Genomic DNA, 26,116 nt, shown 5'->3' with positions numbered 1-26,116 from the left:
AACCCCAGAAGATTCTGAGGCCGGGGATGTCAACATATCTGGCGTTGACTTTTGGCACGCTGTTGAGTTCTCAAGGAACGGACACTTCCTTCAGGTCGCCTTCCAGCGAGCCCTCCGGGCGCTTCGTTCTTTCGTGTTCCCAGCTTACCAGATGTTTTCCGCTCCGTTTCCGGTGCTTCGTTCATCCAACTCGCTGGTGTCTTCTGCGGCTTGACGCCCCGTCCGACGTTTCAAACTCTAGCCGATCTCCACTCCGAAAAGCGAATCGGCCGCAATCCAATAAAACGAACACGCCGAATAGGAACCAAGCCGCGACAAGGCGCGACCCAGCCCGAACCAGGACATGGCATTTCAAGAGGATTGGCCGCCCCGGGACCGTCCGCGCCGATGCGTGTCCGGTGCTCCCTGCCGAGCGACTAGGGAACACTACCCCTGGTCGGCGCCCAAGACAAGTAAGGGCCGCGCGGCCACCGCACGGGACCGAACCGGTGGTTCCAGGCCCCCCGGATGCGGGCTCCGCCCCGGCGGTGGAAGGCATCACGGTGCCGGCCGGCGCGGTCGGCTGCCGATCGACCCCCCGAGGAAGCCATGGATGTGGCCAGTACCGTCACGCTCTCCGTCAACGGTGACCAGCACACCGTTGAGGTGGATCACCGCCGCACGCTGCTCGACCTGCTGCGCGAGCGGTTGGCGCTGACGGGGGCGAAGAAGGGATGCGACCACGGACAGTGCGGGGCGTGCACGGTGCTGCTGGACGGGCGGCGGGTGAACAGCTGCCTGGTGCTCGCGGTCGCCCAGGACGGGGCCGCCGTCACCACGGTCGAGGGCCTGGCCGGCGGCGACCGGCCGCACCCCCTCCAGCAGGCGTTCATCGAGTACGACGCGTTCCAGTGCGGCTTCTGCACGCCCGGGCAGCTCTGCTCGGCGGTCGGGATGCTCGCGGAGGCGGCGAAGGGCTGGCCGAGCGCCGTGACGGACCCCGACCCGCAGGCGCCGTCGCCGCTGGACGAGGCGGAGATCCGCGAACGCCTCAGCGGCAACCTCTGCCGGTGCGGCGCCTACCCCGGCATCGTCCGCGCCGTCCGGGAGGTCGCCCCGTGAAGCCCTTCGGCTACCACCGGCCCGCCGACGTCGCCTCGGCCGTGGCGCTGGCCGCGCAGGTCCCAGGAGCCAGGTTCCTCGCCGGCGGCACCAACCTGGTCGACCTGCTCAAGCTCGGTGTGGAGGCACCGGAGCTGCTGGTGGACGTGAGCCGGCTGCCACTCGGCCTGGTGGAACCGGTCTCCGGCGGCGGTCTGCGGATCGGCGCGACGGTGCCCAACAGCGAGCTGGCCGCGCACCCGCTGGTCCGGCTGCACTATCCCGCGCTGTCCCAGGCCCTGCTGTCGGGGGCGTCCGGGCAACTGCGCAACCTCGCCACCACCGCCGGCAACCTGCTCCAACGCACCCGCTGCCCGTACTTCCAGGACGTCACCAAGCCGTGCAACAAGCGCGTCGCCGGCTCCGGCTGCCCCGCGCGCGAGGGCGTGCACCGGGATCTGGCCGTGCTGGGGGCCTCCGCGGACTGCGTGGCCACCCACCCGTCCGACCTCGCGGTGGCACTGACGGCGCTGGACGCCGAGGTGCGGATGACCGGTCCGACCGGGTCCCGCTGCTGCCCGCTCACCGAGTTCTACCGGCTGCCCGGGGACACCCCCGCCCGCGAGACCGGGCTGCGCCCCGGCGAGCTGATCACCGCGGTCGACCTGCCACCGCCGTGGTCGGGCACCCGCTCGGCCTACCGCAAGGTGCGCGAGCGGGCCTCGTTCGCCTTCGCCACCGTCTCGGTCGCCGCCGTACTCGTGGCGCGCGAGGGGAGGGTGGCACGGGTCGCACTGGCACTCGGCGCCGTGGCGGCGAAGCCCTGGCGGGCGACGGTCGCCGAGCGGGCGATGCTCGGGCAGCCCGCCACCGAGGAGGTCTTCAGGGCCGCGCTGGACGCCGAACTGGCGGCCGCCCGGCCGCTGCGGGACAACGCGTTCAAGGTGCCGCTGGCACGCGAGGTCGCCGTACGGGTCCTCGCCGACCTCACACCGCAGCAGGAGGACCTCGGATGACGGCTCACCAGGACCGCCAGGAACACCAGGAACACCAGGGTCGCCAGGAGCAGCAGGAGCACGGGGGCACCTCGCTCACCCGGGTGGAGGGGCCCGACAAGGTCACCGGCCGCGCCCGGTACGCGACCGACCACCACCCGGCCGGCACCGCCTACGCCTGGCTCGTCACCGCCTCGCTCGCGCGCGGCGTGGTGGACGCCGTCGAGGACGCCGACGCCCTCGCCGACCCGGCCGTCCTCGCGGTGATCACCCACCGCAACGCCGAGCGGCTGGCCCCGACCGACGACCCGACGCTGGCCGTGCTCCAGTCCGCGCGGATCGCCCATCACGGGCAGCCGGTCGCGCTGGTGGTCGCCGAGACCCCGGAGGCCGCCCGGGCCGGCGCCCGCGCGCTGCGGATCAGCTGCACCCGGGAGCCCCACGACGTCCTGCTGACCGCCGACCACCCGGGCCTCTACACCCCCGAGGAGGCCAACGGCGGTTACCCCGCGGAGCGCGCCAGAGGCGACTTCGACAACGCGTACCGGACGGCCCCGCACCAGGTGGACGCCACCTACCACCTGCCGCCGCTGCACAACCACCCCATGGAGCCGCACGCCGCGACGGCCGCCTGGGACGGCGGCCGGCTCACCGTCCACGACGCCAGCCAGGGCTCCGGCAACAGCCAGGAGAACCTGGCGAAGCTCTTCGGCCTGCGCGCCGAGGACGTCCTGGTGGTCAGTGAGCACGTCGGCGGCGGCTTCGGTTCCAAGGGCACCACCCGGGCGCCCACGGTGCTGGCCGCGCTGGCCTCCCGTGCGGTCGGACGGCCGGTCCAGCTCTGCCTGGCCCGCGCCCAGCTCGCCGACCTGGTCGGGCACCGCTCCCCCACCGTCCAACGGGTCCGGATCGGCGCCGACACCACCGGCCGGATCTCGGCGCTCGCCCACGAGGTGGCCACCCGCAGCTCCACGCTGCGCGAATTCGTCGAGCAGGCCGCCGTCCCCGCCCGGATGATGTACGCCGCACCGCACAGCCGCACCGTCCACCGGGTCGCCCGGCTCGACGTGCCCACCCCCTCCTGGATGCGGGCGCCCGGTGAGTGCCCCGGCATGTTCGCGCTCGAGTCCGCCATGGACGAACTGGCCCTGGCCTGCGACCTCGACCCCGTCGAGCTGCGGATCCGCAACGAACCCGCGTTCGAGCCGGACAGCGGGAAGCCGTTCAGCAGCCGCCGCCTGGTCGAGTGTCTGCGCGAGGGCGCCCGGCGCTTCGGCTGGGCCGACCGCGACCCCCGCCCCGGTGTCCGGCGGGACGGCCGGCTGCTGCTCGGCACGGGTGTGGCGGCCTCGACCTACCCCGTGCTGGTCGGTCCCGCGACCGCGGAGGCGCACGCCCGCCCCGACGGAAGCTTCCTGCTGCGGGTCAATGCCACCGACATCGGCACCGGGGCGCGCACCGCGCTGGTGCGGATCGCCGCCGACGCCCTGCGGGTCGCACCCGGGCGCGTCGAGCTGCGGATCGGCCGCAGCGACCTGCCGAAGGCGCCGCTGGCGGGCGGCTCCTCCGGCACCGCCTCCTGGGGATGGGCCGTGCACCGGGCCTGCGAGGAACTGCGCACGGCACTGGCCGAGCACGGCGGGCGGCCACCCTCCGACGGGCTGACCCGACACGCCGACACCGCCGAGGAGGTGGAGAGCACCGGCCAGGAGTACGCGCGGCACGCCTTCGGCGCGCAGTTCGCCGAGGTCCAGGTCGACCAGGACACCGCCGAGGTACGGGTGCGCCGCCTGCTCGGGGTGTTCGCGGCCGGACGCGTCATCAACCCGCTGGCCGCGCGGAGCCAGCTGACCGGCGCGATGATCATGGGGCTGTCGATGGCCCTGCTGGAGCACAGCACCACCGATCCGTCCTTCGGCGGGCACGTCGAGCGCGACCTGGCCGCCTACCACGTCGCCGCACACGCCGACGTCACCGCCGTCGACGCGCACTGGATCGACGACCCCGACCCCCACCTCAACCCGATGGGCTCCAAGGGGATCGGCGAACTCGGCATCGTGGGCACGGCGGCGGCGATCAGCAACGCCGTGCACCACGCCACCGGCATCCGGGTCCGCGAACTACCCATCCGCCCCGAGTCCCTGATCGGCCGCTGACCCGACGCCGCCCGGACACCACCGCCCCCGGCCCGACTTCGCCGTTGGTGGGCGGCCGAGTCGGCGATGCGAAGAACGCCGAAGGGGCGGACGCGCAGTGCGCGTCCGCCCCTTCGGCGTTCGTGGTAGCGGGGACAGGATTTGAACCTGCGACCTCTGGGTTATGAGCCCAGCGAGCTACCGAGCTGCTCCACCCCGCGTCGGTAGTACCGACCGTACGGCACCAGACGGCGATCACCTAATCGGTTTCCCGGCAGCCACTTCCGCAGGGCCGCCCTCGCTGGCCAATCCTTCGCGGGGCCCGGCGGAGGCCGCCAGCGAGACCGACCCCGTTCCGAACTGCTGACCCGGCCCGGAGCCGATCCCCGCTCTGTGCGAGCGGGGGCGCGGGGAGACAAGCGGTGCCAATCGCTTGGAACCCCACGCCCCCAGCTACCGCTCTACTTGCGGTGCCCCGGGAGGGGATTGCCGGGCTCGTCCAACCAAGCGGCCTGTCCGGCAGGTGACACCGTGAGCCCGTACCGCTCGTAGCCGGGGCGTCCGGCGGCCGTCCACCGGGTGTAGGAGGCCTCCGTCTCGTCCCACAGTTGCCGGGGCCCGGACTGGCGGACCTCGAACCGGGATTCCCCGGGCACGGAGTCGACCGTTGCCCAGGACGTGACGGCCGTGTCGAACAGCCACCACGTCCAGCCGCCGTCACCGAACTCGTTCCGCCGGTAGTACACGTCCGGCAGGGCGAGGGCGCAGGCGAATTGCGCGAGCCAGTCGCCCCCGATGGCTTCGGGGTCGAGGCTCGTCCAGGACTGCCCGGAGTCGCCCGGCCATTCACCCGGCAGGTAGTCGTCCACCGGAGTGCCCTGGTAGCGCTGCTGCCGCAGCATCATGAACGCCGCCGATCGGGTGAACGGACCGCTCGCCGTCCCGTCGCCGCCCACTGTGAGCCGCACGATCGCCCCGCCGCCCAGCAGCGGCGAGACGGGGCTGACGATCACCCCGCCCGGCCGGGTCTGAGCTACCCAGGCGGGCGGGATGTCCCGCAGTGACACGGTGGAGATGATCCGGTCGTACGGGGCGCGTGCGCCCCACCCGAGCGCGCCGTCCCCGCACACGACTTCGGGGGTGTAGCCGGTCCGGCGAAGTGCGGTGCGGGCTTGCGCGGTGACCTGCGCGTCCACCTCGACGGTGGACACCGTTTCGGCGCCCAGGCGATGCGCCAACAAGGCCGCGTTGTAGCCGGTGCCCGTCCCGATTTCGAGCACCCGATGCCCGGGGACCGCGTCCAGGTCGGACAGCATCTCGGCCACCATGGTGGGCATGGATGCCGACGACGTGGGAGTACGGTGGTCGCCGTCCCCGGCACCGTCGTCCCACTGCGTGACGATCGGCAGGTCGCTGTAGGCGAGCCGCATCCACCGCTCGGGTTCCTTGGTCCGGCTGCACTCGGTGTCGCCGCCATCCTCGTCCGCCCAGATGGTGTCGGGGAGGAACTCGTGTCGCGGCACGGCCGCCACGGCCGGAGCCCATTCGGCGGGCAGGGAACCGGCGTCGGTGAGCGCCGCCACCAGTGCGGCCCGCTGCTGTTCGGGGGTCAACTCTTCTTGTGCTTCGGTGCCGGGGTCGGCTGCTGGCCGTCCTTCGAGGGGTTCGGGCCGATGGCCGGCGAGCCGGGCTTGGCGTGCCCGCCGCCCCTACCGTCGTTCGGCCCACCCTTGTTCTCGTCTCCCATGGTCAGCGTCCCTTCTCGGTTCGGCTTGTAGGGATGGTGCTGTTCCCGCTGCACCCGAGGGCGCAGCGGGAACCTGCCGTGCGGCAGAGGTAGTACCCCGCCCCGGGCGGGATGGACCTCAATCAACAGCCCGGGACGGGAGTTCGATAGCCGATCCCCCTGCCCTGCGCACAGTGTTCATCGGCTCACTTGTGCTGGGAACGGCTGCTCGGCTGGTCCACGGGTGGGGTCGGGCGGGATGTGCGCGGGGGGCACCGAGGATGTGGCTGCGGGCCCCACGGGCGAGGAGCGCTTGGTCTGCCGTGGGTATCCCGGCGCGGTTCCAGTGGAAGACGACCATGTGCGCGAGGACGGCGCGCAGCCCGCGGGTGAGTCCTCCGTGGTGTGCGGCGCCGGCGAGGTCGCTGCCCGCGTGGGCGAAGGCGTGGATGCGGTCCGCTGCCGTGTCGAGGAACTGGCCGGGTCCGGTCATGGCGATCGTGTCGGCGGCCAGCAGCACGCCGATCTTGTCGGCGATCGCGGGCGCTGATTCGGTGCCCGGTTCGGCCGCGCCCGGGCGCATCGCTGCGACCCGCGCCCAGACGTCACCTTGTTCGGTCCACTCCTGGCCGGCGGCGCGCAGCATCGCGCTGCACATCAGGATGGACAGTTCGCGGCGCCCGATCGACGGGGCGGCCTGCTGGCCGTGGTGGGTGCGGAGGGCTTCGAGCAGGATGGCGCGGCTGTCGGTGTGGAAGAGGGCGTGGGCGGCATCGACGCCCAGGGGGCCGCCGAGGGCGGCGGTCTCGGGTTCGTAGATGCCGTGCGACCAGGCGGCGATCGCCCCTTCGTCCCGGAGCCGGTCGAGGAGCAAGGCCAGACTGATCCGTAGCGTCGCCGGGTTGTTGTCCGGTCCGGAGTGAAGTCGCAGTCGCCAGTAGGGGTGTTTGCGGACGTACCACCACATGGTGACGCTGCCCCGGGCCTCGGCACGGCGCAGGGCAGGGGCGAGGCGAAGGGCGATCTGCGTCTCGGCACCGGGCCAGTCGGTGGGCTGGATGTTGACGTGGACCCAGGTGTCGGGCGGGGCCGCGATGGCGCTGCGCCCGGCGCAGCGGTAGGTCTCGGCCGCCACGGCGAGGTCGGCGGCGGGGATGCCGGCGCCGGTGGCCGCTTCGGCAACGCTGGTACCGGTGAGGACGGCCAGGATCGACCGTTCCAGCTGGGGGTGTGCGGTGGGGTGAACCATGGGGCGGCTTCTCAGGGCGGGGGCGATCAGGACAGGAGGAGGCAGGCGTCCCAGCCAGTGGCGGGGGTGCCGCCGCGGTCGGTGGCGTGCAGTGCGAGGCGGACTCCGGCGGTGCCGTCGAGCAACCCGGGTTCGCGGGCGGGGGCCCGGGCGTGGAGGAGGACGCGCAGGGCGGGCAAGTGGGCGGTGAACTGGCCCGGGCTGGTGGCGTCCTGGGCGACGCGGTGGACGGTGTGCAGGAGGCCGGCAGCTCCGTGGCACAGTCCGGCGTCGCTGATCCGGGCGAGCTGGGCGGGGTCGGTGATGCATCGCAGCAGGGCGTGCTCGGCGGCGCGCTTGCGGTGGGCGTCGCCGAGGGCGATGGCGGCGAGTTGCTGGGCGCGGGCCTGGCCGGGGACGCCGTAGCACCAGCTGGGCCGGGGCGGGCCAGCCTGGATGATCGCGCCGAGGCGGTGTTCGTCGGCGGTGACCCATTGCGGCCACCAGGGCCCGGACGGGCCGCTCTGCCGCAGGTTGTCGAGCCACTGGAGGATGCGCAGGATGGCGTCAGTGTGGCCCTCGACGAGGGCTCCGGCGCGTTTGGCGAGGGCGAGGAGGGCGAGGGGTCCGGTGATGCCGTGGGCGAGACCGAGGTTGCCGTGGCCGTGGGGGAAGGCGGCGGAGGTGCGTCCCGCCGGGTCGTAGCGGACCCACCAGCCGGGAAGGTCGGTGCCGGGCAGCGGTTCGGTGAGGCGGACGAGGTAGGCGAGGACGTCGTGCAGGGTGTCGCCGCGCGGGTCGCGCTTGAGCAGGTGGGCGCCGAGGCCGGTCAGTCCGTACAGCAGGTCGTACTCGGCGGCGCGGGTGAACTCTCCGGCGTCGATGCGGGCGTGAGCCTGTTCCAGGCGGCAGTGCACGAGCTTGTCGACCGTCGCGTCCAGGGTGCGCAGCGTCTTCGCGTAGCGCTCGCTGCCGTCGGCGGCGGTGTGGAGGGTGAAGGCGAGGGCGGGTGCGCCGATGAACAGGCCGGCGTCGTCGGAGCCGATGAGGGCTTGGCGGCAGATGCCGGTCAGCCAGTCGTGGACGGTGTTCCAGCGGGTGTGGTCGAGGGCGGCGCGTTCGGCGTGGAGCAGGGTGATGCCGACGGCGCCGGAGGCGAGGGACTGGGCGGCGTGTGCGCCGGTGGGGTCGCACGGCGCGGCGGCGGTGGCGGGGGTCATCGGGGGCGGTGTCCTCGGTGTCGGTGGGTGAGGGCGAGCGCGGTGGCGCGGGCGAGACGCTGGCAGGCATGTTCGCTGTCCTGGTCGATCCCGGCGGCACGGATGTGGTGCATGTGCAGGAGCGAGGCGAGGACGGAGTCCGGGTCGGGGCCGGGGCGGGCACGCAGGCTCTCCTGGTAGGCGCGCAGGGCGGCGCGGCGACGGGCCTAGGCATGGGTGATATCGGTTCCGGTCTCGGCACGCAGCCCGGCCCAGGTGTCGGCCGGGTCGGCGAGGCGCAGCGTCTGCGCGAGAACGGCCCGGTCGAGGGCCGGCGCGCCGGTGGTGCGGGTGATGCGCTCGGCCAGCCGGGCCGCCCCGGTCACGGCGTCGCCGGTGAACGCGGCGGCGATGTCGAGGAGGCTGACGGCTGTCAGGGCCTGCCGGTCCAGGCGGCCCGGTCCGGTGTGGCGCTGCTGGGCGAGGGCGGCGGCCGAATCGGCGACGAAGACGGATTCGGCCAGCTCCAGCAGGGGGCCTCTGCCGTAGCGCCCGGTCTCCGGCTGGTAGGTGTCCCACTGAAGGCGCCCGGTGGCCAGGCCTGCGGCGCGCAGGCCGCGGGTCCAGGCCGCGAGCTGCCGGGCGAGGTCTTCGAACGGGCCGCTTCGGCGGATGCGCAGGCGCAAGTGCGGGTCCGGGTCGCGGTAGGGGACGAACCAGCAGTCCGGTTGCCCAAGCGCGGCGAGGAGTTCGGGCAGGCGGGTCAGGATCGCGCCGCGCCGGGCCGGTTGGGCGTAGACCTTCGCGAATGCCCATCGTGTCTGCGGGTCGGCCGGGTGCTCGCCGGGCGACGCCGCGCCGCAGGCCGCCAGGTCGGCCACCGGTGGTCGGTGAGTTTCCTGGAGGGAGACGAGCGGCAGGATGATCTCCACGGCGCGGCCGTTCGCCCATCCGAGGTCCGACGGGCCGGGGGCCTGCCGCAGGACCGCCGTGCCGCTGCGGCTCAGGTGGGCGCGCAGCAGCTGCCGTTGTGGGCGCTGGTCGAGGTCGAGCCGCAGGCGTTGGTCACCGTCGCCGAGGTCGACGTGCGCGGGGATCCGCAGGCGGTGCCGCACCGCGTCGAAGGCCCGCTCCCACTCCGCCGGGCTCTGGCCTCGGGCGGGCAGGCCGCCGACGTTGAGCCGCCACCGGGCCGGGGCCAGGGTGACGCGTCCGTGCCGGACCGCGGGCAGCAAGGGCAGGGCCTCGGCGAGAGGCCCCCAGGCGAACGGGGCGAGGACGGCGGTGCGGGCGTGGGACAGCTCGGTGAGGAACCGGGCGAGCGGGTGGGTGAAGTTCACCGCCTCCACGGCGTTGAACACCGACGGCTCGATCACCTGGCCGCTGGTGCGGGAGAGCAGGCGCATCCGCCGGGCGTCGGCGGTGACCAGCAGGTCCCGCAGCGGCAGCGTCCCGGGCTCGTGCTCGGCGACGGCGATCACGTCGTCCAGGACCCGCGGTGCGCGGGCGACGTTCTCGGTGCCGGTCCACAGCGGCGGGCAGGAGACCTGGGCTCGGCGGGCGCCTGCGCTCAGGGTGGGGGCGCCGCGCAGCCCGGCCGCGAGGCGGCGCAAGTCGGCGTGGGGCAGGTGGAGGAACCGGCCGATGGTCGTCCCGGCGCCCTGCGACAGGCCGGTGACCACGAGCTGGAAGGCGCGGTCGTTGAGGTGCTGCCGGCTGGCGGCGTGGATCTGGACGCACAGGTCGAGGTGGGGCGGCAGGTCGTCGGCTCGTTCCGTGCCCAGGCCGGGAAGCAGTTCGGCGAGGTCGACGGTGTTCACCGCGTCGAGGGCGGCGAGCTGCGCGGCCTCCACCAGCGTCCTGTCGCGGGCCGTGATCGGCGCGGGTGGCAGTTCGAGGGAGCTGGTGCGGTACCCGGCCGGGAAGCCCAGCCCGGTATCGGGGTTCACCAGGTCCAGCAGCGGCACGAGAGCGCCGATGCCGTACCGCTCCAGGAACCGAAGGTGGTAATCCCGCCAGGTCGGGGAGCCGGTCGGGTGGGGGCTCGCCCGGGCGAGTAGGCGGGCGGCGGTCTCTGCTTCGCGGGCCACCGTGTGCGGGATGATCAGGTCGGCGCCGAGCTGGAGGTCGACAGCGAGAGCGGGCCGGTCGGCTCCGCCGGTCAGCCTCCGCAGGCGCACGCGCTCCTCGCGCTGCCCGCGGCTGGGGGCCAGGTTGTGCACGACGATCCGGCGGTCGACCTCGCCGAGCAGCTGGACGAGCCCGCCAACCGTGGGAATCGACTCGGCCCCGGCTTCGGTGAGCCGGTCCAAGACGTGGTCCAGCGGGTCGCGTGCGGTCATCGGGGGCCGCAGGGCAGTGGTCAGGACGCCGTGGTGGACGAGCTGCGCGAGCATCCGGTGAGCCTGGTCGGGGCTGGCGCCGGGGTGGGCGTCGAGTACGCGCTTGGCTAGGTGGTCGAGACGGATCGGTTGGTGGGCGGCGTCGACCGCGGTTCGGACGGGGCCGGTGCGACGCAGGGCGACCTCGGCGGGTGCCCCGGCGGGCTGCCGGCGGTCGGGGCGGCGGAGCGGCACCACCAGGTGGTCTCCGCGCACCGTGCAGGTCTGCTCGGTGGTCACCGGCAGGCGCAGCAGCAGCTCCGGGTCGTGCTCGAGCCGATCCAGCACATCGGCGAGCCACCGGGCGTCCGGCCGGGCGATCGCGTGGTGGTCAGAATCCCAGGTACCTTCCAGCTCGGGGCCGATCCGGACCGGGGCGACGCCGGCGAACAGGCCGAAGGGCGTGGCTCGGTGGCGTTGGCGCAGCAGGTAGCGGACCAGGCTCTCGCCGATCTTCCGGACGGCACGCGGGGAGCGCACGCGGCCGTCGATGGCGTCGTCCACCCGTGCGGCGTAGGCGGGGTTGGCCAGTTGGACGGCTTCGGCGAGCTGCGGATCGGCCCAGGCGTCGGCAAGCCAGGATCGCCACGCCTCCACCGAGAGCGGGCCGTCCTCCAGGTCGGGCCACGGCCCGATCCTGGGGGTGTCGCTGTGTGCGGCGGCGCGTAATAGCGCCACGTCCAGGGCCTGGTACATACGCGTCTCCAGTTCGGGTCCGGTGGGGTCGAGCCCGTACCCGGGCCGGGACCGTGCGGGGCCCCGGCCCGGGTACGGGTGTGGGTCAGGCGATGCAGCCGCTGTTGGAACAGGCGGACTGGCAGGTCTTGCCGCAGCCGTCGTCGGTGCTGCTCATCAGCTCACCGATGACCGGGCCCTGCGCGACGATGGTGATGTCCAGCTCGAAGCCGGTGTCCGTGTCCGTGTCCATTTCCATGTGCGTCCTCCTTGGGGATCTGATGGATGGGTTCGGTGGTGCGTCACCTGGCGGCCGGGCGGCAGCTATGCCTTCTCGGGCCAGGAGATCGTGATGCGGGTGTGGGTCTTGTCGACCACGCGGCCCGCGGACAGCCGACCGTCGGGCGCTCCGGCCGGGTGGACCTCGAAGTGGGCCCCGGGTCCGCCCCGGTGCTCCCGGTCCCAGGTACGGATCTCGTCGACGAGGTGGGCGGCGGCAGCGGCGGCAGCCGGGCCGTGTCCGTAGGCGCCGAGCTCGAAGCGGGTCCGGGTCTCGTCGGCGGGCCGGACGGTGCGGTAGGCGAAGGTGCCGCCGACCGCGAGCGTGGCCACGCCCAGCGGGGACGCAGACGCGACGATGCCCTTGTCTCGCGCAGCCGGTGTCGCGGTGAGCCTGGTGTGGCCGTCCAACGCGGTGGCCAGCCACAGGTCCAGATCGTCGATCGGCTCCTCGCCGCCGACCGTCACCCCCGACCACAGCTCCTGTCGGGGCGAGGCCAGCGCCGCGCGCAGGGCGTCGACGTCCACCTGGTCGCCGTCGTCCAGCCGCAGCCCGACCTCCTCGCCCGGCACGTCGTGCAGCAGCACCAAGCGCTCGCGGTTCTCCTCCGCGCCCTGCATCGGCACGAACCCGCACAACTCGTACCCGGTGCTCACCAGGTGGCCGCCGTCGCGGACCAGGACGATCGAACGCATCAGGCCGCGCACACGCAGCGGCACGACGATCCGCCCGCCCGGGGCGAGCTGCTCCAGCCACGCCGGCGGCACGTCCGGCGCCCCCACGGTGACCACGATCAGGTCGAACGGGCCGTGCTCCGGGACACCGAACGCGCCGTCGGCGGTGACGACCCGCACATGCGCGTACCCGGCGTCATCGAGCATCCGGCGGGCCCGGCCGGTGACCTCCGGGTCGATGTCCATGGTGGTGACCGCGCCATCGGGGGCGACGAGTTCGGCGAGATAGGCGGCGAACATCCCGCCGGAGCCGATCTCCAGGACGTTCTCACCGGGCCGCGGATCGGCCTGTTCCAGCATGAACGCCTGGACGTCTGCGGCCGAGACCGAGCTGATCGCGAGCCCGTCCCGGTCCCGCTTGGTCACCACGGGCCGCTCCGGGTCGTAGGCGTCGACGGGCTGCGCCTCGGGGGCGAAGTGCTCGCGCGGCACGCGGGCCATGACCTCGGCGACGCGCTCGGTGCGGATCGTCCCGTCCTCGCGCAACGTCTTGACCATGGCGGCGCGCAGGGTCTCCGGGGTGCCGGAGGCGGGTTCGGTGTTCACGACGGTCTCTCCTTGGGGTTGGTACGCGTCGGCTTCGACGAGCCGGCTGTTGTCCGCGGGTGGCGAGGAGTCTTCTCAGCTAGATGACGGGCAGTACGGGCCCCATCTGGGCTGCCAGGTAGGCGAGTTCGAGGGCACGCATGTGGTGGATGACATCTTCGAGCTCGTAGCTGGGCGGCTGCCGACGCAGGCCGGTGCCCGTCGGCCCCTTCGGTTCTACGGCGGCGGGTTGCGCTCGACACGGGGGACGGACGGGGCCGTGGTGATGGAGCCGTAGCGCCCGCAGGTGGTTGCGGCCGGGAAGTAGGCGGCGTGGTGGTGCTGCCAGCCGACAGTGCTCATGGCCCGTCTGATCGCGGTTTTCACGGAGTGTGCCTCGGCGTATCGTCAGCGGCAAGAAGGACCCTTGCCCACACGTTCTTGGTCGTGGCGGTCGTTACCACGCCCATGTCGTCCGCTAGTTCGCGGACGAGGATCAGTCCCCGGCCACACTCGCCGCGGGCGACCGGAGTTTCCGGCAGCGGCAGGTCCGGGCGGTAGTCCAGAATCTCGATCCGGCAGTCGCCGTCGACTTCCTGGAGTTCCAGGCCGACGCGGCGGCGGGGGCCGCCGGCGTGCCGGACGACGTTTGTCACCAGCTCCGAGGCGATGAGGACCAGCTCGGATGCCCGGTCGTTGTCCCATCCCCACCCTCTGAGCACTGAGCGCACCATTCGGCGTGCCGTGGAGGCCGCGGCCGGCACTGCCGTCAGCGTGGTTTCCCAGTGGTGGAGAGATCGCGGCTGTTTGACGGCCACCATGTGCATCGCTCCCGTCATCAGGAGCGTCTTGACGCCCCGTTACAGTTCGCTTACGGGGATCAACCATGGACTGAGGTGCGGAGACAGAACCACCTCCGAAGCAGGGACACTTGGTCCTCGTTCGGGTGAGGTCAGGGACAAACTGCGGACAGTTCGTGGACACTTCCGCATCACCTGTGTGACCACCGTCCCGGTGGTGGTAGGCAAGGGGATGAAGTAGTTCGCAGCTGGGGCTGCGGCCCCGAAGGGACCGCGACGCGATGAACACTGTGTTCGATGCCTTAGTCACCGAGGCCCGCATGGATTTCCGCAGCTTCCTGGCCGAGTACGGACGGGTCGCGGCGCTCCTCTACGAGCGGACCGGGGATATCGCCTTCAGAAACGTCGTTCTGACGGACAAGAGCTTCACTCGGTGGCGTGCCGGACAAGTCGCCCGGCCTCACCACCCGGCACCCGCAGTCCTCGAGCGGATGTACGGCAAACCCGTCGACGAGCTCTTCGCGCCCTGCACCGACGAGCAGGCACAGGTATTGCGCGCAGTACCCACTCCAGTGCTCGATGAGAGAGAACTCGCAATGACCGCACGAGATGCCCGCGCCCACGCCGCTGACGCGGCCTCACAGTTGCTTCCCGACCTCAGCCTCGACCAACTCGAGGACGACCTAGTACGCCTGGTCCGAGCAAACACCACCACCCCTCCCCACGAGATCTTCATGGCGGCCAAGGAACTGCTCGGCCTTGCCACCGTGATGCTCGACCGTACGCAGCTGTTGTCCCAACGAGGCCGCTTCTTCGTCGTCGCCGGCCAGGCATCGGCGCTCCTGGGTGCCTGCGCGTTCGATCTCGGCTCGATGTCGACCGCAGTTGAACTGATGCGCGCCTCCGCCCTGTACGGCCAGGTGGCGGAGCACGGGCCGCTCCAGGCGTACGCCCATGGCTACCTCGCCCTGTTGTACTACTGGGGCGGCAACCCCGCCCAGGCGGTTCGCCAGATCGAGCGTGCCCATTCGTTCCGAGGGGTCGGTGCCACGGGCCAGGCGAGGCTGGCGGCGATCGCTGCCCGCTCCTATGCGCACCTTGGCCGGGCCGAGGAGGCCCACGCAGCAATAGATCGGAGCTTGGCCGATCGCGGCCCCGCCGTGGACGATCTTCACGATGGGATCGCAGGTGAGTTCGATTTCAGCGTGGAACGCGTCGCCATGAGCAACAGCGCGACCCTGCTTCTCTTGCGGGACGGGGTCGGTGCGGAGGCCTCCGCCCGGCGGTCACTCGAACTGATCGCTTCCCAGTCCTCGGCCTCCACACCGCTCGCGGTTGCCCCGCAAGCCGGCGCGGACCTGGCGACGGCCCTGCTGATGCGGCGTGACCTGGATGGCGCCGCTGAGGCCATGCGTCCCGTACTGAGTCTGCCGAGGGAGTGGCGCGGGGCTGGCCTTGTAGGCCGGGTGAGCGCAGTCCGGGCGGAGCTGGCCTCGCCGAGCTTCCGCGACGCCCTGGTCGCGCGGGACCTCGCCGAGCAGATCGACGACTTTACGCTGGTCGCCGTACCGCGCACCCTCGGGCCCGGCGCGGTGCGGCTCGCCATCGACGGAGGGATCAGCTAGCGGGCACTCTCCAGAATGGCGCGCTCCCTGTCCGGGGCAATACCATGCTCGTCCCACCGCTGATGCGGAACGGGCATGTTGCCCTGGAGGATCCAAGACCACGTGTCCGCGACGGTTTCCGCCAGCGGCCGGCGGGGGAAGCCGGCCGCGATCGCCGACGACGAGTCGATGGCCCACACGCCTGGGTGTGTCCGCCAGAGCGGGATCTCTGTCCACTGGCGCAGACCGCTGCGGAGCAGTACCTCATCGGTGACCCACACCAGCTCGCCTGAGCTGCCGGTCACGTCCATGCATGCTTGGAGGAAGCCGCCCATCGTCTCACAGCCCACCGGTGCGGTGACGTTGTGAACCTGATGCCCGACACGCTGGGACTGATCGAGCGCAAAGGCCGCCACATCCCGCACATCAACTGGCTGGATCGACTTCGCCGGATCGCCCGGCGCGAGGATGCGGCCTCCTCGCTCGGCCCTGCGTAGCCACCACGGCAGCCTGCCAACATACTCGCCGGGCCCGAGGATGACGCCCGGCCTGAGCAGACTCGTACGGGTGAGGCCAAATGCTTCGGTCACTGCCCGCTCGGCGCCGGCCTTCTGCCGTCCGTAGTACGTGTCTGGGCCTGTCCACCCCTCTGGTAGCTGCCCGTACTCCGGTCCGGCGTCCGCCGGGGCATCCAGCACCGGCGAGTCCACGGTCAGAGGCTCGGTGGGCCAGCCCTCGTAGACGGACACCGTGGAGACGTAGACGTATCGGCTGACGACCGGCTCCAGGGCCCGGGTGCCACCCAGCACGACGCGGGGCGACAGCTCGGAGGCGGAGGTGTCGATCACGGCGTCCCACGGTCCGTGCTCGGCCAATCGCGCCATGTCCTCCGACCGCTTCCGGTCGCCGTGCACCGCGACCGCTCCGGGCACCGGGATACCGGACAGACCGCGCGTGAACGTGGTCACCTCCCAACCTCGTTCCAGCGCGCCACTCACGACCGCCCGGCCCAGGAACCAGCCACCGCCCAGTACGAGAATCCTCATGCGGGCGATCCTGCCAGCCCGCCGCCTTCGCGCACAGCCGCCCGCAGAATAGGGACCCCTATCGGTCGCGGAGCAGGTCGAGGTACCGGTCAACGTCCTGCTGCTCCAAGTCGTCCTGGATGGAGCGCACCACGGCCAGAACACGGGCCTCCACCGTCTCGGGTTCGACTCCTCCGAATCCGCTACCGTCGTGCAGCTCGATCCACAGCTGCTCTCCGGGGAACCTGCTCAGTGCCTTGCCAGTGACACGGCCTCCCGCCGCACTCGGCGGCACCGCACTGCCGTCCTTGAAGTCCACCTCGTCCAAGTACTCCAGGGCGTCAAGGATGTTCTTCAGCAGCTCGTCTTCTGCCACCGGGTCCTGGCCGCGCTCGCTCCGGAGCCGGCCCTCCCATCGCTCAAGTTGGTGGGTCGCCCAGACGAGCATGTGTTCCTCGGCCCACTGCTCGCGGAAGTTGGCTTCGAGCTCCTCCGTTGTCGGACTCCAGTCCTCCATAGACCGCAGCCGGAAGCTGGAAACCGGAAGCCCGCCTCTACGGACGGGGGCGGGCTCCTGACTGCGACCGGGGCTAGTCCCAATGCCACTGACTTTGCCGGGGTTGGGAGACCGGCCACCAACTTCAGCTGGCGCGCGTGGCATTGGAGAAGGGACGGCGCGAGGACGGCCCTGACTGCCTCTACTGGGTGGTGGGCGCCGACGGGGCGCCGGGGTGGGCGAGGGAGTCGATCCAGGCGCGGATCGCGGCCGCCGTGGTGGCGGCGTCCTCCCGCGCCAGGGAGAGGTGGTCGCCGGGCACCTCGACGCGCTCGTGCGGCAGCGGCCAGGTCGTGCGCCAGGAGTCGCCGTCCGCGCGCGCCGCCATCAGCGGGGTCGGCCGCGCGGCGCCGACGAGGAGGGTCGGGGTGTCCACGGGCTCCGGGCGCCAGTCCAGGAAGAGCCCGGTGTAGGCGCCCATGGCCGCGACGGCGGCGTCCTCGTCGCCGGTGGACCCGTCCGCGCCGAGGCACGGGGCCGGCGGGGCGGCCAGGGCGGTCAGCCAGTCCGTGGAGTGGTTGCCCTGGTGGACGAGATACGTGTCGATCAGCACCTGTCCCAGGGGAGCGGATCCCCCGAGTTCGAGACGTCGGGTCACGGCGTGCGCGACGGCGCCCCCGGCGGAAGCACCGACCAGGACGACGGGCCGGTTGCCGGCGTGCCGCAGGACCGTCTCGGCGTGGAGGCGGGCGAGTGTCTCCCGGTCGGCCGGAACGGCGTGCCCCGCGCCGATGCCCGGGTGCGGGAACTCCAGGACCTCCAACTCGCCGTCGAAGCAGGCGTGCAGGGCCGCGAACCCGCCGCCCGGGAGGGCGGGGAACGGGCGGTGGTCGGGGAAGAAGGCCACGACCGGGGAACCGGCGCGGCCCCGGGCCCGGCGCAGCGGCGGCACGGCGTGCTCCGCGGCGTCGTCGGCGCCGAACGTCGCGGCGGCCGAGGACGCCGCGACCACCAGGTGCATCGCGGCCGCCGGTCGGCCCTGCTCGCAGAGAGCGCGGTACAGCGCCGCGAGCGTCTGCGCGGGGCGGCCGGTGGGCGGTGCGGGCCGGCTGCCGGGCCGCTCACGCGGTGTGCCGTCGGGCAGGTCCTTGAGCAGGCCATCGGGCAGGTCGTCGAGCAGGTCGTCGAGCAGGTCGAGTACGTGACGGGCGAGGTCCTCGATCGCCGGGTGCTCGAACACGACGGCCGCGGGCAGCCGCAGGCGCAGGGCCGTGCTCAGCCGGCTGCGGAACTGGACGGCCGTCAGGGAGTCGAAGCCGAGCTCGGCCAGGGTCCTGCCGGCGGGGAGGTCCTGCGCGCCGGAGTAGCCGAGTACCGCGGCCACGTCGCCGCGCAGCAGTTCCGTGAGCGCGGCCCCGCGCTCCTCGGCGGGCAGCCCGGCCAGCAGCGTGCGCCACGCTCCGGGCTCCGAGCCCTCCCGGGCGCCCGGGGGAGGTTCGGTCGCGCCGCTCTGCGCCTCGGCGGCGGGCCGGCCGTGGCGCGCCAGGTCGCGCAGCGGGGGCGGTAGTTGCCCTGCGGCGGCGCGCAGCGCGGCCCGGTCCAGCAGGACCGGCGCGAGTACGGGGGCTCCCGTCCGCAGTGCCGCGTCGAACAGGGCCAGTCCTTGGGCGGGGGTGAACGCCCGGACCACGTCGTCGGGCCTCGGGTGCCCCACTCCCTCGGTCAACTGGGCTGCCATGCCCGCGTCGTGGCCCCACAAGCCCCACGCCAGCGAGACGGCGGGCAGACCGGCGGCGGCCCGGTGCTGGGCGAGCGCGTCCAGGAACGAGTTCGCCGCGGCGTAGTTGCCCTGGCCCGCCCGGCCCAGCACGCCCGAGACCGAGGAGAACAGGACGAAGGCCGACAGGCTCCGGTCGCGGGTCAACTCGTGCAGGTGCCAGGCCGCGTCCGCCTTCGGCCGCAGGACCGCCGCCAGCCGCTCGGGGGACAGCGCGGCCAGTGCTCCGTCGTCGAGGACCCCGGCGGCGTGCACGACGGCGGTCAGCGGGGGGTCGCACTGCTCGATCAGCTCGGCGAGCCGGGCCCGGTCGGCCACGTCACACGCGACGATCCTGATCTGCGCGCCCCGCTCCGACAGACTCGCGCGCAGGGCGTCGGCGCCCGGTGCGTGCGGGCCGCGCCGCCCGGTCAGCAGCAGGTGGCGGACCCCGTACGCGTCGACCAGGTGCCCGGCCAGGTCCGCGCCCAGCGCTCCGGTGCCGCCGGTGATCAGCACCGTGCCGTCCGGGTCGAAGGCGCCGGAGCGGCGGGGCGGGGCGCTCTCGGCCGGCCAGGGCTCGGGCAGGTGGGCCGCCGCCTGGGCGGCGACCAGCCGTGGCACCGTCGCCCGCCCGGCGCGCAGGGAGAGTTGGGGCTCGCCGCTGGCGGCCGCCGCGGGCAGCAGGCGCAGGGAGGCGGGATCCTCGTCCACGTCGATCAGGACCACGCACCCCGGCAGCTCCGACTGCGCGGTGCGCACCAGCCCCCAGACCGCGGCTCCCGCCAGGTCCGGCGTGCGTGCGGTGGCGTTCCGCGTCACCACCACGAGCCGCGAGCCTGCGGTGGCCGGATCGTCCTGCCAGTCCTGGAGGACCTTGAGCACCCGCATGGTCAGCAGGTGGACGTCGGCGAGCGGGTCGCGGTCCGTTTCCGATTCCGAGCCGACGGCGGTGACCGCCAGGTGGCGGGGCGGGGCCGTGGCGTCCGCGTCGGCCGTGGGCGAGGAGGGGCCGTTCGTGGGTGAGGACGGGCCGGCGGCGAGGGGGACGAAGGCCCCGAGGTTCAGCTGGTCCGGCCCGAGGACCGTCCAGCCCGCCGACTGCGGTGCCCGGCCGGGCAGTGCGACGGGGAACCAGTCGGGGCGCAGCAGAGCGCGCTGGGCGATGTCCTGCCCGAGATCGCGGTGCCCGACCGGAAGTTCCCTGGTGGAGAGGGAGTTGACGCGAGCCACCAAGCGGCCCGCCGGGTCGGTGAGCGTGATCGAGAACGCGCCGTCCTCCGAGGCGGCACCTGCCTCGCCGACCGGCGCGATCCGCACCCGGACCGTCGACGCCTCGGCGGCGTGCAGGCACACGCCGCTCCACTGGAACGGCACCCGGGCGCCGCCCGCGTCCGTGTCCGCGTCCGCATCCGGGCCGCTTCCCTGAGCGGACACGGCGAGCATCGAGGCGTGCGCGGCGGCGTCCAGGAGCACGGGGTGGATGCCGTACCGGCCTGCCTCGGCCGTCCACGGCTCGGGCAACCGGACCTCCGCGAACACCTCCGCACCCCGCCGCCACAGCGCGCGCACGCCGCGGAAGGCGGGCCCGTAGGCCAGACCGCGCTCCGCCGCGGCCTCGTAGGCGCCGGCGGGTTCGATCTCCGCGGCCCCGGGCGGCGGCCACTGCGTCAGGCCGTACCCCTCCGGTGCCGTCCCCGGCTCGGGCGTGCGGGTGAGCAGGCCGGTGGCGTGCGGCGTCCAGGCGGGCTCGGCGGGCTCGGCGGGCTCGGCGGGCTCCACCGGTCGCGCGTGGATCTCGACGGGCCGTCGGCCCGAGTCGTCCACCGCCCCCACCACGACCTGGACCCGCACCCCCGAGGCGGGCAGGGCCAGCGGCCGCAGCATCACGAGCTCCTCCAGCGTGCCGCAGCCGACCGCGTCGCCCGCGCGCACGGCCATCTCGACGAACGCCGCCCCCGGCACGAGCGGCGCCCCACCGACGACGTGGTCGGCGAGCCACGGCTGGGCACTCGCCGACAGCAGGCCGGAGAGCACCGTGTGCCCGGTGCCCGGCACCTCGAACGGCGGGCCGAGCAGCGGATGCTCGCCGGGGCCCGGGCGGGCCCCCGCCCCGGCCGGGCGCTGCGGGTCCAGCCAGTACCTCCGGCGCTGGAAGGCGTAGGTCGGCAGCTCCACGCGCCGCAGCCCGTGTCGCAGCCCGCGCCGCAGCCCGCGCTCCGCGAACACCGCGGGCCAGTCGACGGCGGCGCCGCGCACGTGGAGCCGGGCCACGGCCGCCAGCAGCGTGTCCGGCTCCCGCTCGCCGTCGCGGGCCGCGAAGGCGAACACCGGGCCGCCGCCGCTCTGCGGGGCCGGGCCGCCGTCCTGGACGGCCGGGCACTCCTGCGCGTACGCGGTGAGCACGGGCTGCGGGCCGAGTTCCAGGAAGCCCCCGACACCGTTGGCGCCCAGCCACTCCACGGCCTCGGCGAACCGGACGGGAAGCCGCGCGTGCCGCACCCAGTAGTCCGCGGAGCCCAGTTCTCCGGGCGCCGCCCGAGATCCCGTCACGGTGGAGAGCACCGGGATCCGCGGCGGCCGGAACTCCAGCGTCTCGGCGACGCGGCGGAACTCGTCGAGCACCGGGTCCACGAGCGGCGAGTGGAAACCGTGGCCGACCTTGAGCCGCGTGCTGCGGCGGCCGCGGGCCTCGAACCGCGCCGCGACGGCGAGGACCGCGTCCCGCGCGCCGGAGAGCACCACCGCACGCGGTCCGTTGACCGCGGCGATCGCCACGCGGTCGGCCACGTCCGCGAGTTCGGGCAGGACCTCGTGCTCCGCCGCGTCGAGGGCCACCATCGCCCCGCCCTCGGGCAGCGCCCGCATCAGCCGCCCGCGCGCCGCGACCAGGCGTACGGCGTCGGCGAGGTCCAGCACTCCGGCGACGTGCGCGGCCGCCAACTCGCCCACGGAGTGCCCGGCCAGGAAGTCGGCCCGCACGCCCCAGGACTCCACCAGCCGGAAGAGCGCCACCTCGTAGGCGAACAGGGCGGCCTGGGTGAAGTCCGTGCGGTCGAGCAGGGCGTCCGGCGAGTCCGGCTCGGCGCGGATCACCGTGCGCAGCGGCCGGTCGAGTTCGCCGTCCAGCGCGTGGCAGACCTCGTCGAAGGCCTCGGCGAACGCGGGGAACGCCTCCCGCAGCTCCTCGCCCATCCGCGTGCGCTGCGCGCCCTGCCCGGTGAACAGGAAGGCGGTACGGGTGCGCGGGTCGGCCAGGCGCGTCAACGCCCCGGCGCCGGGCGTGCCGTTGCCGGACGTGCCGTCGGCGGGCGTGCCGTCGGCGATCGCCCGGAGTCCGGCCAGCATGCGCTCGCGGTCCCCGGCCGGCACCATCGCCCGGTGCGTGAGCGCCGACCGCGACACCGCCAGCGAGAAGCCCACGTCCGCCGGCGAGAGGCCCGGCCGGGCCGCGACGTGGTCGGCCAGCCGTCGCGCCTGGGCCCGCAGGGCCGCCTCGTCGGCCCCGCCGACCAGCCACGGCACTGCCGCTGGCGACACCGGCCCCGGCGGCGGCGCGGGTTGCTGGCTCGGGGCGCGGTCGGCGGCGGCCGGCTCCTCGATGATCACGTGCGCGTTGGTGCCGCCGATCCCGAAGGCCGACACGCCGGCGCGGCGCGGCCGGCCGGCGGGCGCGGGCCACGGCCGGGCGGCGGTCAGCAGCTCGACCCGGCCCGCGGACCAGTCGACGTGCGGGGTGGGAGCTGCCACGTGCAGGGTCCTGGGCAACTCGCCGTGCCGCATGGCCTGGGCCATCTTGATGATCCCGGCGACTCCGGCGGCGGCCTGGGTGTGTCCGAGGTTGGACTTGACGCTGCCCAGCCACAGCGGGGGGTCCTCCGGCCCCCGGCCCCGGCCGTAGCCGGCGAGCAGCGCCCGCGCCTCGACGGGATCACCGAGCGCGGTGCCCGTCCCGTGCGCCTCCACGGCGTCCACCTCGTGCGCGCGCAGCCCGGCGTCCGCCAGCGCCAGCTGGATCAGGCGCTGCTGGGCGCGGCCGTTGGGCGCGGTCAGGCCGTTGGACGCGCCGTCGGAGTTGACGGCGCTGCCGCGCACCACGGCCAGCACCGGGTGTCCGTTGCGGCGCGCGTCGGACAGCCTCTCCAGCAGCAGCACCCCGGCGCCCTCGGCCCAGGCGGTGCCGTCCGCCGTCGCCGAGAACGACTTGCACCGGCCGTCGGGCGCGAGGGCGCGCTGGCGGCTGAACGCGACCAGCGGGTTGGGCGTCGCCATCACCGTGACGCCGCCGGCCAGCGCCAGCGAGCACGCGCCCGAGCGCAGCGCCTGGGCCGCCTGGTGCACGGCGACCAGCGAGGACGAGCACGCCGTGTCGACGGTGATCGCGGGCCCGCGCAGACCGAACACGTAGGAGAGCCGGCCGGAGGCCACGCTGCCGGCCGAGCCCAGGGCGAGGTGGGCCTCCAGTTCGTGCTCGGTGAAGCGGGAGGCGTAATCGCCGTACATCACGCCGAGGAAGACGCCCGTGTCGCTGTCCCGGACGGACGCCGGGTCGATCCCGGCCCGCTCCCACGCCTCCCAGGTGACTTCCAGCAGCAGCCGCTGCTGCGGGTCCATGGCGAGCGCCTCGCGCGGCGAGATGCCGAACAGGCCCGCGTCGAACTCCGCGGCGCTGTGCAGGAATCCGCCACTGCGCGTGTAGCAGGTGCCGATCCGGTCCGGGTCGGGGTCGTAGAGGGCGGCCAGGTCCCAGCCCCGGTCGGTCGGCAGGTCCGAGATCGCGTCCGTGCCCTGCGACACCAACTCCCAGAGCCCTTCGGGGGATTCCACGTCGCCGGGGTAGCGGCAGGCCATGGCGACGATCACCACCGGGTCCCGGTCGTACGGCTCCTCCGGCTCGGCGGTCCGCGGTGCGGTGGCGGGCGCGGGTACGGCGGGTACGGCGGGTACGGCGGCGATCAGTTCGGTGTGCAGGTGGCGGGCGACGGCGGCCGGGGTGGGGTGGTCGAAGACCAGCGTCGTCGGCAGGCTCAGCCCGGTCGACGCCGCGAGCCGGTCGATCAGCTCGATGGCGCCGAGCGAGGTCAGCCCGAGGTCCGCGAAGGAACTGTCCGCGAAGGAACTGTCCACGAACGAGCCGTCCACGAACGAGCGGTCCGCAAACGAGCCGTCCGCGTCGAGCCCGCTCTCCGGCGCGCGGCCTCGGACCCGGGCCGTCTCGGCGCACACCCTCGCGCACAGCGCGCGTTCCTGCTCCTCCCGGGGCAGCGACAGCAGCCCGCGGTCCAGGGAGCCGCCGGCCGGCGCCGGCGCCGCAACCGGGTCGCTGAGCACCGCATGGCGGACGATCTTGCCCGACGGCGTGCGCGGGACGGCCGCGATCTCGCGGACCTCGACGGGGACCTTGTGGTCCGCGAGCTGCGAGCGGCAGACGTCGAGCACCAGCCGCGGGTCCAGGCCCTCCGGGCCGGGCACCACGAAGGCGACCGGGACCTCGCCGAGGACGGCGTGCGGCAGGCCGAGGACCACGGCGTCCCGCACCCCGGGACAGCCCCGCAGGACGTGCTCGACCTCCGTGGGGTGGATGTTCTCGCCGCCCCGGATGATCAGTTCGCTGACCCGGCCGGTGAGGACGAGGTGGCCGTGTTCGGCGTGCCGGCCGAGGTCCCCGGTCCGGTACCAGCCCTCGCGCAGCGCGGCGGCCGTCGCTTCCGGCTGGTCGTGGTAGCCCGTCATGAGATTCGGACCGCTGACCCAGATCTCGCCCTCGCCGCCCGCGAGGACGTCGGCGCCGCTGTCCGGATCGACGACCCGGACCTCGACGCCGGGTACCGGCAGTCCGCAGGACCCGTCGATCCGGGGGCCCTTCGGGCGGGTCACCGCGATCGCGCCGCAGGTCTCGGTACTGCCGTAGACGTCGAGCAGCGGCGCGCCGAGCGTCTCCTCCACCGCCCCGCGCAGCTCGGGCGGACACGGCGCGCCCGCCGTGACGCAGAGCCGCAGCCCGGGCCGCGGCGCGGGGAGCGGGGTGTCCCTCGCCGACGCCATCAACCGGTGGTACGTCGTGGGGACGCCGGCCAGGAGGGTGAACGGCCCGCCGAGGACGGCGCTCGGGGTGCGCAGCGTGCGCCACAGGTCGCCGGGTGTCAGGACCTCGCCGGACGTCGGCAGTTCGCCGGCGATCGCGGTGCTCGCGCCGACGGCCGTGGTGCCCAGGATCGCGAGGGAGTGCCCGAAGCTGTGGAACAGCGGCAGCGGCCACAGCAGCCGGTCCTCGGGAGAGAGCCCGAAGACCGGCGCGTAGCAGGCCGCCACCGACCACAGTGCGCCGCGCTGCGTGGAGAGCACGCCCTTGGGGCGGTGGGTGGTCCCGGAGGTGTAGAGCAGCCAGGCCGGATCGTCGAGCCCCAGGTCGTCGGGAGCCGCGGGCCCGTCCCCGGTCGAGGCCGCAGCCTCGAAGAGGACGGTGCCGTCGGGGGCGTTCGAGGGGACCGGGCCCGCCCCGGTGAGCACGGTGTGCAGGCCGCGGTACGCGGCGCCGAGGCGGTGGAGCTGTGTGAGGTGCGCGGGGTCGGTGATGACGGCCGAGGCGCCGCTGTCCCGCAGGTAGTAGTCGAGTTCGTCGTCGGAGGACCGGGGATTGAGCAGGACACCGACCGCCCCCGCCCGCAGCACGGCGAGGCAACCCTCCACCAGCTCCACGCAGTTGCCCAGGCAGAGCGCCACCCGATCGCCGCGCCGGACCCCCGCCCGCGCGAGCGACCCGGCCAGCCGCCCGGTCCGCCGCTCCAACTCGGCGTAGCTGACACCACGTGAGAAGTCGTGGAACGCGACCCGGCTCCCCGACCGTTCGGCGTGCCTCTTCAGCAACTCCGGCAGCGGCCGCACCAGATCGTCATACCGCAGTTCACCACTCACGCCCCGGCTCCGACCTCTCGCCACTCGCGACCCGCTCCCCCGTCGATCTCCTCCGTACCCAGTAGCACGCGGACACAGACCGAGTCGTGTGGACTCGCCGCAGCTGCGCTCGCGGCCGCTGAGGAACTGAGGTGCTTCTGCGAAGCAGCGCCCCGGACGGGGAGGATCGACAGTGGCCGTCGGACGTCAATGAAATCGGACGCGGACGATGACGGCGTCCTCCGGCAGTTCGCGGAGGTACCGGTCCGCGAAGTCGAAGTAGGCGTTGGCGACGAGCTCCACCAGCATGTCCGCGCCGACGTAGCGGGCGCGCCGCTTGGCGGTCGCACGGTAGAACGTCTTGAGGACGGCACCCGCGGCGTCCGGCTTGGCGGGGCGCCAGAACCTGCCCGAGGGCGTGAACCAGCCCCGGATCGGCTTGTTCTGATCGACCGTCGTCAGCGCGACGCTTTCACGAGCCGATCAGGTGACGACAGAAACGATCATCGACATAACCCGAATGGGCTAACCCCCGCACGGTGGCGGGCTCTCACATCGGGTCCAATCGGACGCCGAAACTACC

General features: G+C 73.6%; 17 protein-coding genes, 1 tRNA gene and 1 pseudogene. 5 read left to right on the top strand and 14 right to left on the bottom strand.

What is annotated here, in order from left to right; all coding sequences use genetic code 11:
• The 4 genes from AB0O19_RS31055 to AB0O19_RS31040 form a co-directional block, all read left to right on the top strand.
• A partial coding sequence (locus AB0O19_RS31055; RefSeq protein WP_363624334.1) for a hypothetical protein occupies positions 1-214 on the top strand: 214 nt, incomplete at its 5' end.
• 374 nt (positions 215-588) lie between these two features.
• Positions 589-1,101, top strand: a complete 513-nt coding sequence (locus AB0O19_RS31050) for a 2Fe-2S iron-sulfur cluster-binding protein (RefSeq protein WP_363588800.1) — start codon at positions 589-591, stop codon at positions 1,099-1,101.
• Entirely contained in the window at positions 1,098-2,096 is a 999-nt protein-coding gene (locus AB0O19_RS31045) for a xanthine dehydrogenase family protein subunit M (protein WP_363624332.1), read from the top strand. The genes AB0O19_RS31050 and AB0O19_RS31045 overlap by 4 nt, the downstream gene beginning before the upstream one ends.
• On the top strand, positions 2,093-4,231 hold the full coding sequence (locus tag AB0O19_RS31040; RefSeq protein WP_363624330.1) for a xanthine dehydrogenase family protein molybdopterin-binding subunit: 2,139 nt from the start codon (positions 2,093-2,095) through the stop codon (positions 4,229-4,231). Before AB0O19_RS31045 ends, AB0O19_RS31040 begins: the two co-directional genes overlap by 4 nt.
• 123 nt (positions 4,232-4,354) lie before the next feature.
• Here the strand turns inward: AB0O19_RS31040 and AB0O19_RS31035 are convergent.
• The 11 genes and pseudogenes from AB0O19_RS31035 to AB0O19_RS30985 all read right to left on the bottom strand — a co-directional run bounded on the left by AB0O19_RS31035 (position 4,355) and on the right by AB0O19_RS30985 (position 13,797).
• Positions 4,355-4,431, bottom strand: a tRNA-Met gene (locus tag AB0O19_RS31035).
• Between the two features lie 240 nt (positions 4,432-4,671).
• Complete coding sequence (locus AB0O19_RS31030) at positions 4,672-5,823, bottom strand: methyltransferase domain-containing protein (protein WP_363624328.1); 1,152 nt, start codon at positions 5,821-5,823, stop codon at positions 4,672-4,674.
• Positions 5,820-5,957 (bottom strand): hypothetical protein, encoded by a 138-nt coding sequence (locus AB0O19_RS31025; protein ID WP_363588808.1) that lies wholly within the window; start codon positions 5,955-5,957, stop codon positions 5,820-5,822. Before AB0O19_RS31025 ends, AB0O19_RS31030 begins: the two co-directional genes overlap by 4 nt.
• 118 nt (positions 5,958-6,075) lie before the next feature.
• Positions 6,076-7,185 (bottom strand): thiopeptide-type bacteriocin biosynthesis protein, encoded by a 1,110-nt coding sequence (locus tag AB0O19_RS31020; RefSeq protein WP_363624327.1) that lies wholly within the window; start codon positions 7,183-7,185, stop codon positions 6,076-6,078.
• Between the two features lie 26 nt (positions 7,186-7,211).
• Positions 7,212-8,384, bottom strand: a complete 1,173-nt coding sequence (locus AB0O19_RS31015) for a lanthionine synthetase C family protein (protein WP_363624325.1) — start codon at positions 8,382-8,384, stop codon at positions 7,212-7,214.
• A pseudogene (locus AB0O19_RS31010) lies at positions 8,381-8,575 on the bottom strand (hypothetical protein); the annotation flags it as partial. The gene AB0O19_RS31015 and the pseudogene AB0O19_RS31010, both read right to left, overlap by 4 nt.
• A gap of 15 nt (positions 8,576-8,590) precedes the next feature.
• On the bottom strand, positions 8,591-11,440 hold the full coding sequence (locus tag AB0O19_RS31005) for a lantibiotic dehydratase (protein ID WP_363624323.1): 2,850 nt from the start codon (positions 11,438-11,440) through the stop codon (positions 8,591-8,593).
• Between the two features lie 85 nt (positions 11,441-11,525).
• On the bottom strand, positions 11,526-11,678 hold the full coding sequence (locus AB0O19_RS31000) for an FxLD family lanthipeptide (RefSeq protein WP_363624321.1): 153 nt from the start codon (positions 11,676-11,678) through the stop codon (positions 11,526-11,528).
• Between the two features lie 65 nt (positions 11,679-11,743).
• Entirely contained in the window at positions 11,744-12,979 is a 1,236-nt protein-coding gene (gene fxlM, locus AB0O19_RS30995) for a methyltransferase, FxLD system (RefSeq protein ID WP_363624319.1), read from the bottom strand.
• A gap of 216 nt (positions 12,980-13,195) precedes the next feature.
• Entirely contained in the window at positions 13,196-13,321 is a 126-nt protein-coding gene (locus AB0O19_RS30990) for a hypothetical protein (RefSeq protein WP_363624317.1), read from the bottom strand.
• Positions 13,322-13,341: 20 nt separating this feature from the next.
• On the bottom strand, positions 13,342-13,797 hold the full coding sequence (locus AB0O19_RS30985; protein WP_363624315.1) for an ATP-binding protein: 456 nt from the start codon (positions 13,795-13,797) through the stop codon (positions 13,342-13,344).
• A 242-nt stretch (positions 13,798-14,039) separates the two neighbouring features.
• Between AB0O19_RS30985 and AB0O19_RS30980 the strand changes: the two genes are divergently transcribed.
• Positions 14,040-15,383, top strand: a complete 1,344-nt coding sequence (locus AB0O19_RS30980) for a hypothetical protein (RefSeq protein ID WP_363624313.1) — start codon at positions 14,040-14,042, stop codon at positions 15,381-15,383.
• On the opposite strand, the gene AB0O19_RS30975 is transcribed toward AB0O19_RS30980, so the two are convergent.
• The 3 genes from AB0O19_RS30975 to AB0O19_RS30965 form a co-directional block, all read right to left on the bottom strand.
• A complete protein-coding gene (locus AB0O19_RS30975; RefSeq protein WP_363624311.1) occupies positions 15,380-16,408 on the bottom strand; it encodes an NAD-dependent epimerase/dehydratase family protein in 1,029 nt (342 codons plus the stop codon). The two genes, AB0O19_RS30980 and AB0O19_RS30975, sit on opposite strands and share 4 nt — an antisense overlap.
• Positions 16,409-16,466: 58 nt before the next feature.
• Positions 16,467-16,904: a hypothetical protein gene (locus AB0O19_RS30970; protein WP_363624309.1), complete on the bottom strand. Its 438-nt coding sequence runs from the start codon at positions 16,902-16,904 to the stop codon at positions 16,467-16,469.
• Positions 16,905-17,085: 181 nt separating this feature from the next.
• Positions 17,086-25,554: a type I polyketide synthase gene (locus AB0O19_RS30965; protein WP_363624307.1), complete on the bottom strand. Its 8,469-nt coding sequence runs from the start codon at positions 25,552-25,554 to the stop codon at positions 17,086-17,088.
• Positions 25,555-26,116: the final 562 nt, after the last annotated feature.

The organism is Kitasatospora sp. NPDC091276 (assembly GCF_040684355.1).
Taxonomy (GTDB): Bacteria; Actinomycetota; Actinomycetes; order Streptomycetales; family Streptomycetaceae; genus Kitasatospora.
The sequence above is the reverse complement of the archived record's forward strand: the minus strand, read 5'-3'. Positions and strand labels throughout refer to the sequence as shown.